Source organism: Baekduia sp., assembly GCF_035685985.1.
Taxonomy (GTDB): domain Bacteria; phylum Actinomycetota; class Thermoleophilia; order Solirubrobacterales; family Solirubrobacteraceae; genus Baekduia.
Map to the genome: position 1 here is coordinate 164094 of NZ_DASRZV010000024.1, position 13412 is coordinate 177505.

The window sequence follows — 13412 nt, forward strand, 5'->3', positions numbered from 1 at the left end:
GGTCGGGATTTCCGAGCATCGAGCCGCGCATTGCATCCGCCGGGGCCCGGCGGGGCCATAGAACATCGGTCCTGGTTGCGTCCCAGAAATAGGTAGTCAGCGTTGCTGAGCGCCAGGTTCCTGCTCGATCGTCGAGGATCGCTCGACGTGGCTTGACATCGACGCGGCGGTTCCCGGATGGTCGCCGCCCCATGATCGACACCACCATCGATGACCCTGAGGTTCCGTCGGACGCGCCGGCGGTCGACGAGGACGTGCCGCCGGCCGCGGAGTCCCGTCCGCGCGTGACCACGGCGGTCGTCGTCTGCGGGATCCTGGCCGCGGTCGCGCTGATCTCCAGCTTCTCGCAGCCCTCGAGCCTGCTCGCCGTGGCGCTGTTCGGCGGCTACGCCTACCACCTCTATCGCGGAGGTCGGGACATCACCGGCGTCCGTGGCGACGGGACGGCCCGCGCACGGGCCTGGCTGGCCTGGGGCGCGGTCGCGGGCGTGGCGCTGATCGCGGGGTTCACCTGGGCCCCGGCCCTGGTGATCGCGGTGGCGGCTGGTGGCTACGCCGCCTACCTGTTCAGCGGCGGCCGGGACGTCACGCGCGAGGCGCGCAACGGGGCGCGCCGCAGCGCCGCCTGGATGTACTACGCGGGGATCGCCGCGGTGGCGGCCGTGCTCGGCCTGCACCATGCCGGCGCGCTGCTCGTCACCCTCGTCGCCGGGGGATACGCGATCTACCTCTACCGCGGCGGCCGGTGGGTTCTCTGGATCTGGTGAGAGGAGGGCCGGAGCTTCAGGAGGCCGGCTCCACCGGCAGCCCCGCGGCGCGCCAGGCCTGGAAGCCGCCGACGAGGTCGGTCGCGTGGGCGAAGCCGAGGTCCTGGAGGGTCGCGGCGGCCAGGGAGGACTGGTAGCCCTCGTCGCAGACGATCACGAGCGTCGCGTCGAGGTCGCTCGACAGGCGCGGGTCGTGGTGCGACGCGGAGGGGTCGACGCGCCACTCGAGGACGTTGCGGGGGTGCCAGACCGCGCCGGGGATCGCGCCGTCGGCGCGGCGTTGGGTCTCGGAGCGGACGTCGACCAGGAGCGCGTCGCCGTTCGCGGCGGCGCGGGCCGCATCAGGAGGGGAGAGGCGCGCCAGGCGGGCGCGGGCGGTGGCGAGGAGGTCGTCGATCGTCGTGCGGGGCATCGCCGACATCCTGACCCCCACGACGACGAAGGGCGACCCAGAGGGCCGCCCTTCGAGCGAAGCGTGTGGTGCGGAGCGGGCGGCTAGTGCTGCTCGCCGCCGCTCGGCGCGCCCGAGGCGGGCGCGGCGGGGGCGTGACCGTGGTCGTGGTGCAGCGGCAGCTCGCCGATCTCGCGGCGCGTGTCGCCGATCCAGCGGATGAGCGTCCACAGGGCGAGGACGCCGCCGAAGACGCAGAGGATCCAGGACGTCGTGACGCCCACGAGCGCGACCGTGATGCCGATGGTCAGCAGCAGCGGCTGGACGGAGCCACCCGGGAGGTGGATCTCCTCGCCGACGGGCGGGATCTCAGGATCTCGGCTCATGCGACGTAGATGGCCGCGGCCAGGAAGGTCAGGCCGAACATGACGAAGCAGACGGCGGCGGCGATCAGGCCGGTGCGCACGTTCTTGCGGGCGAGGTTGCGATCCATACGGGTCTTGATTCTCCCAGAAAGGCCCTAGAGCTTGACGTCCGCCACCATCGAGGCGAACAGCAGGGCCAGGTACAACAACGAGAACAGGTACAGCCGCAGCGCGGCCTTGCGGGTCTTCAGGCGCTGCAGCGCGACGGCCAACGCGATGAACATCAGGCCGAGGACGGCGGACGCGGCGACGTACAGGTAGTCCAGGCCGCCGCCACCGCAGAACGGCAGCTGCGTCACCGCGTAGAGCAGGATGCTGTAGAGCAGGATCTGACGGCGCGTCTCGTCCTCACCGCGGACGACCGGCAGCATCGGCACGCCGACCTTCGCGTACTCGTCCTTCATCAGCAGCGACAGCGCCCAGAAGTGGGGCGGGGTCCAGAAGAAGACGATCGCGAACAGGTAGATCGGCAGGCCCGTCAGGCCGCCGGTCACCGCGGCCCAGCCGACCAGCGGCGGCACGGCGCCCGCGGCGCCGCCCCAGACGATGTTCTGCCACGTCCGGCGCTTGAGCCAGACCGTGTAGAGCAGCGTGTAGCCGACGAAGCCCGAGGACGACAGCGCGGCCGCCAGGACGTTGGTCGTCAGCGTCAGCCAGACGAAGGCCAGGACGCCGAGCGCGATGCCGAACCACAGCGCGGTCCGCGGGGCGATGCGCCCCGACGGGATCGGCCGCGTGGCCGTGCGCGCCATCTGCGCGTCGATGTCGCGGTCGAACCAGTGGTTGACCGCGCCCGCGCCGCCGGCGCTGAGGTAGCCGCCGATGCACGTCGCGAGGATCAGGCCGATCGACGGCGACCCGGCGACGAGCATCGTCGTCACCGTGGTCAGCAGCAGCAGCGACTGGACCTTCGGCTTGGTCAGCGCGACGAGGTCGGCGACCAGCTGGCGCGCTCCCGACGATGCCGGGAGCGCGGCGGCGGTGCCAGATGCGCGAGAAGCCTCCATGGCGTGGCGAGCCTAACAGCGAACGAGGGCCTAGTGGCCGTCGTTCGGCAGGCGACCCGCCTCCATCGCCGTCATGTACGCCGGCTCCGCCGCGCCCGTCTGGGCGATGATCTGGCGGCGGATGTCCTTCATCGGCTCGACCGAGCGGATGCGCGGCACGGCGTCGAAGTTGTTGACCGGCGGCGGCGACTGGGTGAACCACTCCAGCGTGTTCGCCTTCCACGGGTCCGGCCCGGCGACGGCGCCGCCCTTGACCGACTTCAGCACGTTGATGAGCGTCAGCAGGATGCCGAAGCCCAGGATGAACGCGCCGATCGTCGAGATCAGGTTCAGGGCCGCCAGGTCGTTGGTGTTGGAGTACTCGTAGATCCGTCGCGGCATGCCCTCCATGCCGGCCGAGTGCTGCACGAGGAACGTGACGTGGAAGCCGATCAGCATGAACCAGAACGAGGCCTTGCCCAGCGGCTCGCTCAGCAGGCGGCCCGACATCTTCGGGAACCAGTAGTAGAGGCCCGAGAAGATCGTGAAGACCGCGCCGCCCATCAGCACGTAGTGGAAGTGCGCGACGACGAAGTACGTGTCGTGCAGCTGCCAGTCGACGGGGAACACCGCGACGAAGATGCCGGTGATGCCGCCGATGAGGAACGTGCCGATGAAGCCGACGGCGAACAGCAGCGACGTCGTGTACTCGATCGTGCCGCGCCAGAGGGTCGCGATCCAGTTGAAGATCTTGACGCCCGTCGGGACCGCGATCAGGAACGAGCTCATCATGAAGAAGATGAGGACGAGCGACGGCGACGGCGTCGTGAACATGTGGTGCGCCCAGACCAGCAGGCCGAGGAACGCGATCACGAGCGTCGCGGCGGCGATGGCCTTGTAGCCGAAGATCGGCTTGCGGGCGAAGACCGGCAGGACCTCGGAGATGATGCCGAAGCCCGGCAACACCATGATGTACACCTCTGGGTGTCCGAAGAACCAGAAGAGGTGCTGCCACAGCAGCGGCGATCCGCCGTTGGACGCGTCGTAGAAGTTCGTGCCGAAGTGGCGGTCGGTCAGCAGCAGCGTGACCGCGGCGGCGATGACCGGCAGCGCCAGGATCAGCAGCACCGAGTAGGTCAGGATCGCCCAGACGAACAGCGGCAGGCGGCCCCAGCCCATGCCGGGCGCGCGCATGTTCGCGATCGTCGCGTAGAAGTTGATCGAGCCGACCAGCGAGCTGAGGCCCGTGAGGTGGATCAGGAAGATCCAGGCGTCGACGCCGCCGGACGGGAGGTACTCCGTGTCGCTCAGCGGCGAGTAGCAGGTCCAGCCGCACTCCGGCGGGGAGAAGAAGACCGACGCGTAGAAGACGAGGCCACCGGCGGCCAGGAGCCAGAACGACAGCGCGTTGAGCTTCGGGAACGCCATGTCGCGCGCGCCGATCATCAGCGGCACGAAGTAGTTGCCGAAGCCGGCCATGATCGGGACGACGAACAGGAAGATCATCGTCGTCCCGTGCATCGTGAACAGCTCGTTGTAGGTCTGCGGCGTCAGCAGGTCGTTGTTCGGGACCGCGAGCTGCAGACGGATCAGCAGGGCCTCGACGCCGCCCATCAGGAAGAAGGCGAACGTCAGGACCAGGTACATGATCCCGATGCGCTTGTGGTCGGTCGTGGTGACCCACGACACCCAGCCGGTGGCGGGCTTGTCGACCTTGTGCGCGACGACCTGCGGAACAGGCGTGACGGTGGTGGTGGGTGCTTCGACGGTGGCGGCCATCTCTGTGTCAGGTCCTCGGGACTACGGGTTCGTGGTGGAGCCGGACTGCAGCTGCTTGCGCTGCGCAGCGCCCTGCTCCTCGGCCGACTTGATGTTGGCCTTCTGCTCGTTCAGCCACTGCGTGAACTGCTCCGGGGTGACGGCCTTGACGCGCGCGGTCATGTTCGCGTGGTTGCGGCCGCAGAGCTCGGCGCACTGGCCGAAGAAGGTCGTGCCCGCGAGCTTGCCGGGGATCTTGAACCAGGTGTGGTTCGTGTAGCCCGGGATGGCGTCCATCTTGCCGCCGAGCTTCGGGATCCACCAGGCGTGCGCGACGTCCTGGGCGTTGATGTCCAGCGTCACCGTCGTGTCGACCGGGACGACCAGCTCCTCGTAGGAGAACGGCTCGCCGAGGTTCTTGCCGGACTTGCAGTCCTGCGCGTAGGTGAAGCGCCAGATGTACTGCTGGCCGTTGACGCAGATGTTCAGCGACTTGCCGTTGGGCGGCAGGCGGCGGGAGGTGTCCGCCAGCTGCAGGCCGTTGGCCGACGAGTCCGGCGGGTTGCGGATCCCGTCCAGCTTGATGAACGTCAGCGTGGCGAGGATCACGAGGATCACCGCGGCGCCGACCGTCCAGCCGATCTCCAGGCGCGTGTTGCCGCGGATCTGGGCCGGCACGGCGCCCTTGCGCGCCTTGAACTTGAAGATCGAGTAGAGCAGCACGCCCTCGACGCCCACGAAGACGACGGCCGCGACCGCGAAGATGAACCAGTAGAGCGTGTCGATGTCGTCGGCGTTCGGCGAACCGCCCGACTCCGGCGAGAGGAGATCCGCCGATGCGACGGGCGCCAGAAGCAGCGCGCCCGCGACGACGGCAAGCAGGGTGAAGATGAGTCGGCGCGAAGTCATGAGGTTGCGAAGGCGTGAGGTGTCCAAGGCGGCGCGGATTCTATTCATGAACGGCCCTCCGGCGGTCGCTCCCTCGGGTGAGGTGAGCAGCGGACCTGCTCGGTTCGGGGCCGTACAGCGTGTCGGTCGTCGTGACGCTGACGCCCGACCGTGACCTGCCGGGCCGTCAGCGGCCCTTGAAGTCGGCGGCGCGCTTCTGCAGGAACGCCATCACGCCCTCGACGAAGTCGTCGGAGTTGGCGGACTCGCGCTGGATCCGGGCCTCGAGCTCCAGCTGCTCGTCGATCTTGGCGTAGAGCCACGCGTTGAGCTGGCGCTTGATGCCCGCGTAGGAGCCGGTCGCGCCGGTGGCCAGGCGGTCCATCAGGCGCTCGACCGTCGCGTCGAACGCGTCGTCGGCCACGCACTGGTTGATGAGGCCCCACTCCTTGGCCTGCGGCGCCGCGACGCGCTCGCCGAGCATCGCCATCTCCATCGCGCGCGTGAACCCCACGCGCTCGGGGACGAACAGCGAGGAGCCGCCGTCGGGCACCAGGCCGATGTTCACGAAGGCCAGCAGGAAGTACGCCGACTCCTTGGCGACGACGAGGTCGGCGGCCAGCGCGAGGCTGAGCCCGATGCCGACGGCCGGGCCGTTGACGGCGGCGACGACCGGCTTGGGCATCGTGCGGATCCCCGTGATGATCGGGTGGTAGCGCTCGGTGAGCACCTTGTAGACGTCGGGTCGGCCCTCGGGCGTCTGCTCGTCGGAGATGTCGCGCAGGTCCGCGCCGGAGGAGAAGCCGCGGCCCGCGCCCGTGATGCAGACGGCGCGCGCGGTATCGTCGGCGGCGACCTCGGCGATGGCCGCGCCGAGGTCGAGCCCGAACTGCTTGTTCCAGGCGTTCATCGTCTCCGGTCGCGACAGCTCGACGGTCGCGACGCCACCGCGGCGGTGGATCTTGACGGTCTCCAGCTCGGTGGTGCTCATGGGCGGGGATCCTACGGCTCCTGGCTGTCCGGCCGGCCGACCGCGCCCGGTCCGCGCGCGACGAAGGCTCCGGCGGGGCGAATATCGTTGAAGGTATGCCCGCCAAACCAGTGATCGGCCTGTGCGGGGCGACGGAGACCGCGACGTGGGGCGTGTGGACGACCGCGGCGCACCTGCTGCCGCGGGAGTACGCGGACGCCGTGCAGCGCGCCGGCGGCATCGCCCTGCTGCTGCCGCCCGACCCCGGCGCCGTCGAGGACCCCGACCCGCTGCTGGACCTGCTGGACGGCCTGATCCTCGCCGGCGGCTCCGACGTGGACCCCGCCGCCTACGGCGCCGACCGCCATCCGGAGACCAACGGGACCAACCCCGAGCGCGACGCGTTCGAGATCGCGCTGGCGCACCGCGCGATCGACCGCGACATGCCGTTCCTGGGCATCTGCCGCGGGATGCAGGTGCTGAACGTCGCGCGCGGCGGGACGCTGCTGCAGCACCTGCCCGAGTCCCACGGCCATGAGCACCACCGGCGCACCCCGGGCTCGTTCGAGGGCGCCGACCACCAGGTGCGCCTCGCCGCCGGGTCGCTGGCCGCGCGCGCGGCGGGGGAGGAGTCCCACCGCACGCTCAGCCACCACCACCAGGGCGTCGACGCCGTCGGCGACGGGCTCGTGGTGACCGGGCGCTCCGAGCTCGACGAGCTGCCGGAGGCGATCGAGCTGCCCGGCCACGCCTTCGTGCTGGGCGTCCAGTGGCACCCGGAGGTCGACGAGACCAGCCGCCTGATCGCGGCGCTGGTCGCCGACGCGCGCGACTACGCCGTCGGCGGCAGGTCGACGCGCGCCAGCTCGACGACCGGGAACGGCGGCGACTCGGTGCTGGCGCGGTAGCGCGCCAGCGCGTCCGCGCCGCGGGCCGCGAACGCGCGCTCGACCCGCTCGGCGTACGCGCGCTGGATGACCACCGTGGCGTCGCCCGCGCGCCCGGCGGCCACCCGCGCGCGTCCCGGGCCGCGGCCGACGTAGGTCCAGACGCGATCGCCGGCGGGCGGGGCGTCCGCCAGCGCGTCGGTCACCTCGACGCGGCGGTACTGGCGCTCGCGCGCGTCCAGCCGCTCCAGCGCCTCGGGGCCCGCGGCGATCAGCGCGCCGTCGACCTCGACCGCGTCGGCCTCGCCGCTTCCGCCCGCCCCGTCGCGCTCCAGGTCCAGGAACGCCACCGCGCACGCCGGGCGCGCGCCGTCGGGCCGCTCGTAGACCTTGTACCCAGGGACGGCGATCGAGTTGTCCATCGCCACGCCCCACACGCGCCGCCACCCGCGCAGCGTCGCCGGCGCGGCGTCCGGCAGCGCCACCAGCGAGGCGTAGCCGAACACCCAGTCGCTCATGCGAGCGGGGTCGTGCCCCCGGCACCGTCGTCCAGGTCGACCGACGCGATCGTCGGCGTGCCGACGCTCGAGCGCCACGACTGCGACACGACGCTCTGCGAGTAGCCGGCCTTCACCGGCACGCGCACGGTCGTGTCCACCCGGCGCGGGACCGAGAGCACACGGCCGCCGACGGTCACGTGCTCGTCGCGCGCGCCGCCGCGGTAGCGGACGACCAGCGTCGCGTCGGCGTCGAGCCACAGCGCGGCGGTCAGGTCGCGCGCGCACTCGATCGGCGCGTCGGCGGGCACGATGTCCGGCGAGGAGGCGCTGAAGCCCGGCGTCCGGCGCGGGCAGGGGAGGACCACGAGCGACCGCGCGCGCGTCGGCCTGCTCGGATCGACCTCGACCAGCCGCCCGATCGTCGGCTCCGACCACGCGGCGCGCTCGTGCTGGAACGTCACGCGCGCCGAGGGGTCGTTGATCAGGAACCGGTGCGGCGTGGGCCCGCAGCCGCGGCCCAGCACGAGCAGGCCGCTGGTGTCGAAGCGCATCGAGCAGACCTTGCCCTGGACGGCCCGCCCGAGGATGCCCTCCTCGGGCTCGTAGGCCTGGGTGATCTTGCGGTTGAAGAAGTCGATGTCGTCGAACTGCGGCGCGTTCTGGGTGATCGCCAGCAGCGCGACGTCGCCGGTCGCGTGGTGGTCGACCCACTCGAGGTCGTCGGCCATCACCGAGCGGAACGCGCGGCCGGTGTCGGTCACCTGCCACCACGCGGCCTGCGACTGGACGACGAGCACGAGCGCGACCGCGACGGTGGCGGCCATGAGCGCGCGGCCGCGCGGCACGAGGGCCGCGAGCGCGACGAGCGCCAGCGACACCACGGTCAGCCCGACCGCCACGCCGACGCCGCTGAGCTGGTGCAGGCGGTAGGCCAGCCCCCAGGTCGCGCGCTCCTCGCCCATCATCTGCACGGCCGGGCGGAAGACGAAGCCCAGCGCGGCCAGGGCCGCCACCGCGTAGGACGCCCGCGTCAGCAGCGCCGCGCGCTCGCGCAGCAGCACGACCATCAGGATCAGCGCGAGCGGCACCGCGTAGGTGACGTAGCGCCCGATCGCCGACAGCGCGGGCGTGTAGCCGGCCAGGAAGAACCCCGACAGCAGCACGGTCGCGATCGCCGCCGGCCAGAAGACCGCCAGCAGCGGGCCGGCGCGGTCGTCGCGCCACGCGCGCGGTGAGACCGCGGCGCCGGCCGCCAGCAGGACCGGCAGGAAGCCCGCGACCGCCGCCAGCTCGGCCAGCTGCAGCGCGCTCTTGTCGACGATCCGGCCCAGGTCGGGGCGGAAGTGGAAGAACCCGCCGTAGTCGCCGAACGCGTCGGGCGCGGCCAGCGCGACGAGCGCCGCGAGCAGGAACGCGGCGCCGGCGACGATCAGCAGCCCGCCGTGGGCGCGGACGCGCGCCGCGCGGGCCTCGGGCCCGCGCGCCCGGACGACGTCGATCAGCAACGCCACCACCAACGCGGGCGCGAGGACCGCGGTCTGCAGCCGCGCCCACGTCGCCAGCGCCAGGAAGCCCAGCGCCAGCCAGCCCAGACGCGACCCCGGTCGGCGCAGCGCCATCGCCGCGCAGCACAGCGACGCGGTGCTCAGCGGGAAGGCCAGCACCTCGGTGACGGTCTCGGCGCTGGTGACCATCCACGTGCCCAGCAGCGACAGCGCCGCGCACAGCAGCGCCAGGCGGCGGTCGCCGTCGAGCACGTCGCGCGCCAGCCACCAGACCGGGAACGCCTGGGCGCAGAGCGCGACCGTCCCCATCACCTTGGTGACCTGCCAGGCGTCCACGCTGGAGGACAGCAGCGCCCACGCCGGCACCAGGAAGTAGACGTAGAGCATCGCGGTCTGGTTGGCGGGCGCGCCGCGCCAGGCGGTGCCGGTCCCGTCGGCGATCCCGCGCGCGAAGTGCGAGTAGCGGAACTCGTCCGGGAACAGGATCGGCAGCGGGGATCGCAGCGCCAGCACCGCGTACACGACGGCGGCGATCAGGAAGAGGGCGGCCACCGGCAGCCACGAGGGCGGCGTGCGCGGGACGGCGCGCTGGGCAGCGTGGGGCTCGGCGGCCCGCGCGGTGCTCATCGTCGATGAGGGTAACCGCGCCGCCGGAGCTCAGGCGGCGGTGCGCCCGCCGAGCGCGGCCGCGACACCCTGGCGCGCGCGGCAGACCAGCGCCTTGGACGCGCCCGCCGAGACGCCGAGCACGCGGCCGATCTGCGAGTGCGACCGGTCCTCCAGCTCGTGCATGACCAGCGCGCGGCGCTGGCGCTCGGGCAGCGCCTCCATGCCGTCGACCACGTCGGACAGGCGCTGACGGTGGGCGATCATCGAGACCGGGCCCGGGCCGTGGTCGGCCAGGACGGCCTGCATCGGCTCCAGGTCGGTCGTGCGCTGCGGCTTGCGCAGCTGGTCGAGGCAGCGGTTGCGGACGATCGCGTGCAGCCACGGGCGCAGCGCGATCTCGGCGTCGTTGCGTCGCAGCGACGACAGTGCGCGCACGAACGCGTCCTGCACGCACTCCTCGGCGTCGTGGTGGTGGCCGCCGAGCACCTGGCGGGCGTAGGCGACCAGCGGCGCCTCGTAGCGCTGGACGATCGCGGTGAAGGCGGCGTCGGACCCGGCGCGCGTGGCGGCGACCAGGGCCTCGTCGGAGGCGGAGCCGGCGCGGGGCACGCGGGGGCGGGCGGGGTTCGGCTTGGGGGAGGAGAGGACCGGACTGCTCATGTCCGACATGGTCGCCGCGCGCGCGTCGCGCTCCCAGCACCCCCGGGGCTACACCTCATCACCCCAGGTGTGGCGATCTCACACCTGGGTGTGGGCGCACCGGTGAGGCGCGCGGTGTCCGCGCCGGTCGCGGGTTCCACGCCGGCGAGTGCCGCGCGTTCCATGCCGGCGAGTGCCGCGCGATCCGCGCCGCGGGTTCCGCGCGATCCGCGCCGCGCTCTAGCCTGCGGACGCAGATGTCCGCGTCCGACGACTCCCCGCTCGCCGCCCACGCCGCCTCGCCCGCCGAGGTGCGGGAGCGCCTGAGCGCCGAGCGCGACGGCGCGCCGTTCCTGGTGCTGCGCGACGGCGACGGACGCCAGCGCCTGCTGGCGCTGGAGGGCGACCGGCTCAGCGTCGGGCGCGCCGAGTCCAACGACGTGCCGCTGCCGTGGGACACCGAGGTCAGCCGCCTGCACGCCGAGCTGGAGCGGATCGCCGGCGAGTGGACGATCATCGACGACGGCCTCAGCCGCAACGGGACGTTCGTCAACGGCACGCGCGTCTCGGGCCGCCTGCGGCTGCGCGACGGCGACGTCATCCGGATCGGCCGCACCACGCTGGCCTACCGCCGCCCCGACGCCGAGGAGACGGTGGAGCGCACGGTCGCCGCCGGCGAGCCGGTCGCGCTCGGCGACCTGCCGCCGACCCAGCGCGCCGTGCTCGTCGCGCTGGCGCGGCCCTACAAGGGCGCGGAGTTCGCGACGCCCGCGACCAACCAGGACATCGCCGACGAGCTGCACCTCAGCGTCGACGCGGTCAAGGCCCACCTGCGCTCGCTGTTTCAGAAGTTCGGCATCGAGTCGCTGCCGCAGAACCAGAAGCGCTCGCGGCTGGTGGCCGAGGCGTTCCAGCGCGGCCTGGTCACGCAGCGCGACCTGTAGGACAACGGGCTACGGCAGCGTGAGCCGCGTGACCGACCCGGACGCCAGGTTGGTCACCCACAGCCGCTTGCCGTGCGCGGCGATCGCGAACGGGTTGCGCCCGACGTCGATCGCGTCGCCGACCGTCTTGCCGGTCTTCGGGTCCAGCCGCACGACCTGGTCGTCGAGGTTGCTGACCACCCACACCGACCCGTTGGACACCACGATGCCCTGCGGCCCGCGGATGTTCAGCGGCGCGGTCGCCGGGTTGTCGAGCGCGCGCGTGTTCTGGGTGACCGTGCCGTCGTCGTAGTTGGTGACCCAGATCTGCCCGGCGCCGTAGGTCACGCGGTGGGCGCCGCGGCCGATGTTGGTGGACATGCGCTCGCCCGTGCGCGGCGACAGGCGGCTGAGCTTGGCGCGCCGGTGGTTGGCGATCCAGACGAAGTCCCCGCCGGTCGCGATGTCGCCGATGCCCTCCTCGCCGAAGGGGATGTCCTCGGTCGTGCCCCCGTGCGGGTCGATCTTGACGACCGACGACGGCGGGTCGGTCGACTTCGCGGCGCGCCGTCCGACCCAGACGGCGCCGGCGCCGGTGGCGACCACGACGGCCTGGCCGGCGCCGACGAGCCGGTCGGCCTGCACGTGCCCGCTCTTGGGGTCGATCCGCACCAGCCGTCCCTGGTCGCCGTTGGTCACCCACAGCGAGCCGAAGCCCGCGGCGATCGACGTCGTCCCGCCGTTCCAGGGCAGGCGGATCCGGCGCGGCGTGCCGCCGCCCGACGCGGGCAGCCCGATGAGCCGGTTGCTGCGCGACGAGCCGACCCAGACGCGGTCGGCCGCGTAGGCGATGGCATTGGGTCGCGGGTCGACCCGGAAGTCCTTGGTCGCGATCGGGCCCGTCTTGGCCGGGGTCGTCGTGGTCCGCGTCGCGTCGCCGGTCCCCGCGGCGTGGTGGTCGTCGCCGCGCGTGGCCAGCAGGACGACGATCAGCACGACCGCCGCGCCGGCCAGCAGCGACAGCAGCGGCGTCAGCCACGGCGGCAGCCCGCGCGCGGTCGGCCCCGGCTGCTGGTCGCCGCGCGCCGGCGCGGTGGGCATCGTCGCCGTCGCGGTGGCCGCGCCGCCGGGGACCACGGTCTCGTCGTCGGCGAAGCCGCCGGGCGCCGCCGCGCCGCGCGCGACCGTCCGCTCCGGGCCCGGCGCGGGCCCGCCGCCGACCGCGGCCAGCGCCGCGCGCCCGAGGTCGCCCGCCGACGGGTAGCGGTCGTCGGGGTCCTTGGCCAGCGCGCGCTCGACCACGTGCGCCAGCTCCGCCGGCACGTCGGGCGACAGCTTGCGCGCGTCGGGCGGCGCGTCGTGCAGGTGCGCGTAGAGCGTGGCCTCGTCGGAGTCGCGCCGGTAGGGCGCCACGCCGGTCAAGATGTAGAACAGCAGGCAGCCCAGCGCGTAGACGTCGGCGCGCGCGTCGACGCCCTCGCCGCGGATCTGCTCGGGCGCGATGTAGCCGAGCGTGCCGACCCAGCGGCCCGAGCCCGTCATCGTCGTCTCGCCGGTCAGCCGCTTGGTCAGGCCGAAGTCGGTGAGGTAGGCGTGGTCGCCGTCGAGCAGGACGTTGGCGGGCTTGATGTCGCGGTGCACCAGGCCGCGCGCGTGGGCGGCGTCCAGGGCGTTGCCGACCTGCGCGATCACCGACGCGGCCCGGTGGGGCTTCAGCGGGCCGTCGCGGTGCACGAGCGTGCGCAGGTCCTCGCCGTCGACGTAGCGCATCGCCAGGTACAGGCGGCCCCGCTCCTCACCCGCGCTGTAGACGGGGATCACGTTGGGGTGGTCGATCGCCGCGGCGGCGCGCGACTCGCGCACGAAGCGCTCGCGGAAGTCCTCGTCGCGCGCCAGCGGGGTGGCGATCAGCTTCAGCGCGACCGGGCGCTGGAGGTCCAGCTGCTCGGCGCGGTACACGACGCCCATGCCGCCGCGACCGGCGACGCCGGTCACGCGGAATCCGGCGATCTCGTCCCCGGGCTGGAGCTCCGTGTCGAGGGCGCTCACGCGAAGACCATGAGGGTACGCAGGGCGGCCGACCTTTCGTGGCGCGAGCCTCTCACCGCTCGCGAAGGTATCGACAATCGCGGCGTCGCCGCGCCGTCGCAAGGTGCCGCCCGCC

At 72.7% G+C, this 13412-nt stretch carries 13 protein-coding genes; 3 read left to right on the forward strand and 10 right to left on the reverse strand.

Going from position 1 to position 13412, the window contains the following annotated elements:
- Nucleotides 1-191 precede the first annotated feature (191 nt).
- A complete protein-coding gene (locus tag VFG42_RS13190) occupies nt 192-767 on the forward strand; it encodes a hypothetical protein (protein WP_324909126.1) in 576 nt (191 codons plus the stop codon).
- A gap of 16 nt (nt 768-783) precedes the next feature.
- Here the strand turns inward: VFG42_RS13190 and VFG42_RS13195 are convergent, their stop codons facing one another.
- The 6 genes from VFG42_RS13195 to VFG42_RS13220 form a co-directional block, all read right to left on the reverse strand.
- A complete protein-coding gene (locus VFG42_RS13195) occupies nt 784-1179 on the reverse strand; it encodes a rhodanese-like domain-containing protein (protein ID WP_324909128.1) in 396 nt (131 codons plus the stop codon).
- Between the two features lie 83 nt (nt 1180-1262).
- Nucleotides 1263-1544 (reverse strand): hypothetical protein, encoded by a 282-nt coding sequence (locus tag VFG42_RS13200; RefSeq protein WP_324909130.1) that lies wholly within the window; start codon nt 1542-1544, stop codon nt 1263-1265.
- A gap of 134 nt (nt 1545-1678) precedes the next feature.
- The gene (locus tag VFG42_RS13205) at nt 1679-2590 is read right to left on the reverse strand and encodes a heme o synthase (RefSeq protein WP_324909132.1); all 912 of its coding nucleotides are present in this window, start codon (nt 2588-2590) and stop codon (nt 1679-1681) included.
- 30 nt (nt 2591-2620) lie between these two features.
- Nucleotides 2621-4348, reverse strand: a complete 1728-nt coding sequence (ctaD, locus tag VFG42_RS13210; protein ID WP_324909134.1) for a cytochrome c oxidase subunit I — start codon at nt 4346-4348, stop codon at nt 2621-2623.
- Between the two features lie 21 nt (nt 4349-4369).
- Complete coding sequence (gene coxB, locus VFG42_RS13215) at nt 4370-5236, reverse strand: cytochrome c oxidase subunit II (protein WP_324909136.1); 867 nt, start codon at nt 5234-5236, stop codon at nt 4370-4372.
- A 166-nt stretch (nt 5237-5402) separates the two neighbouring features.
- On the reverse strand, nt 5403-6206 hold the full coding sequence (locus VFG42_RS13220; RefSeq protein WP_324909138.1) for an enoyl-CoA hydratase-related protein: 804 nt from the start codon (nt 6204-6206) through the stop codon (nt 5403-5405).
- A 95-nt stretch (nt 6207-6301) separates the two neighbouring features.
- Between VFG42_RS13220 and VFG42_RS13225 the strand changes: the two genes are divergently transcribed.
- Nucleotides 6302-7093: a gamma-glutamyl-gamma-aminobutyrate hydrolase family protein gene (locus tag VFG42_RS13225; RefSeq protein ID WP_324909140.1), complete on the forward strand. Its 792-nt coding sequence runs from the start codon at nt 6302-6304 to the stop codon at nt 7091-7093.
- On the opposite strand, the gene VFG42_RS13230 is transcribed toward VFG42_RS13225, so the two are convergent.
- Genes VFG42_RS13230 through VFG42_RS13240 form a run of 3 tightly spaced genes read right to left on the reverse strand, consistent with a single transcriptional unit; the run spans nt 7018 to nt 10346 of the window.
- Entirely contained in the window at nt 7018-7590 is a 573-nt protein-coding gene (locus tag VFG42_RS13230; protein ID WP_324909142.1) for a gamma-glutamylcyclotransferase family protein, read from the reverse strand. The genes VFG42_RS13225 and VFG42_RS13230 overlap by 76 nt on opposite strands.
- Entirely contained in the window at nt 7587-9704 is a 2118-nt protein-coding gene (locus VFG42_RS13235; RefSeq protein ID WP_324909144.1) for a hypothetical protein, read from the reverse strand. Before VFG42_RS13235 ends, VFG42_RS13230 begins: the two co-directional genes overlap by 4 nt.
- A gap of 30 nt (nt 9705-9734) precedes the next feature.
- Complete coding sequence (locus VFG42_RS13240; protein WP_324909146.1) at nt 9735-10346, reverse strand: sigma-70 family RNA polymerase sigma factor; 612 nt, start codon at nt 10344-10346, stop codon at nt 9735-9737.
- Nucleotides 10347-10582: 236 nt separating this feature from the next.
- On the opposite strand from VFG42_RS13240, the gene VFG42_RS13245 reads away from it, so the two are divergent.
- Entirely contained in the window at nt 10583-11269 is a 687-nt protein-coding gene (locus VFG42_RS13245; RefSeq protein WP_324909148.1) for an FHA domain-containing protein, read from the forward strand.
- A 9-nt stretch (nt 11270-11278) separates the two neighbouring features.
- Here VFG42_RS13245 and VFG42_RS13250 read toward each other — a convergent pair whose 3' ends face one another.
- Nucleotides 11279-13297 carry a protein kinase domain-containing protein gene (locus VFG42_RS13250; RefSeq protein WP_324909150.1) on the reverse strand — a complete coding sequence of 673 codons (2019 nt, stop codon included), beginning with the start codon at nt 13295-13297 and terminating at the stop codon, nt 11279-11281.
- Nucleotides 13298-13412 lie beyond the last annotated feature (115 nt).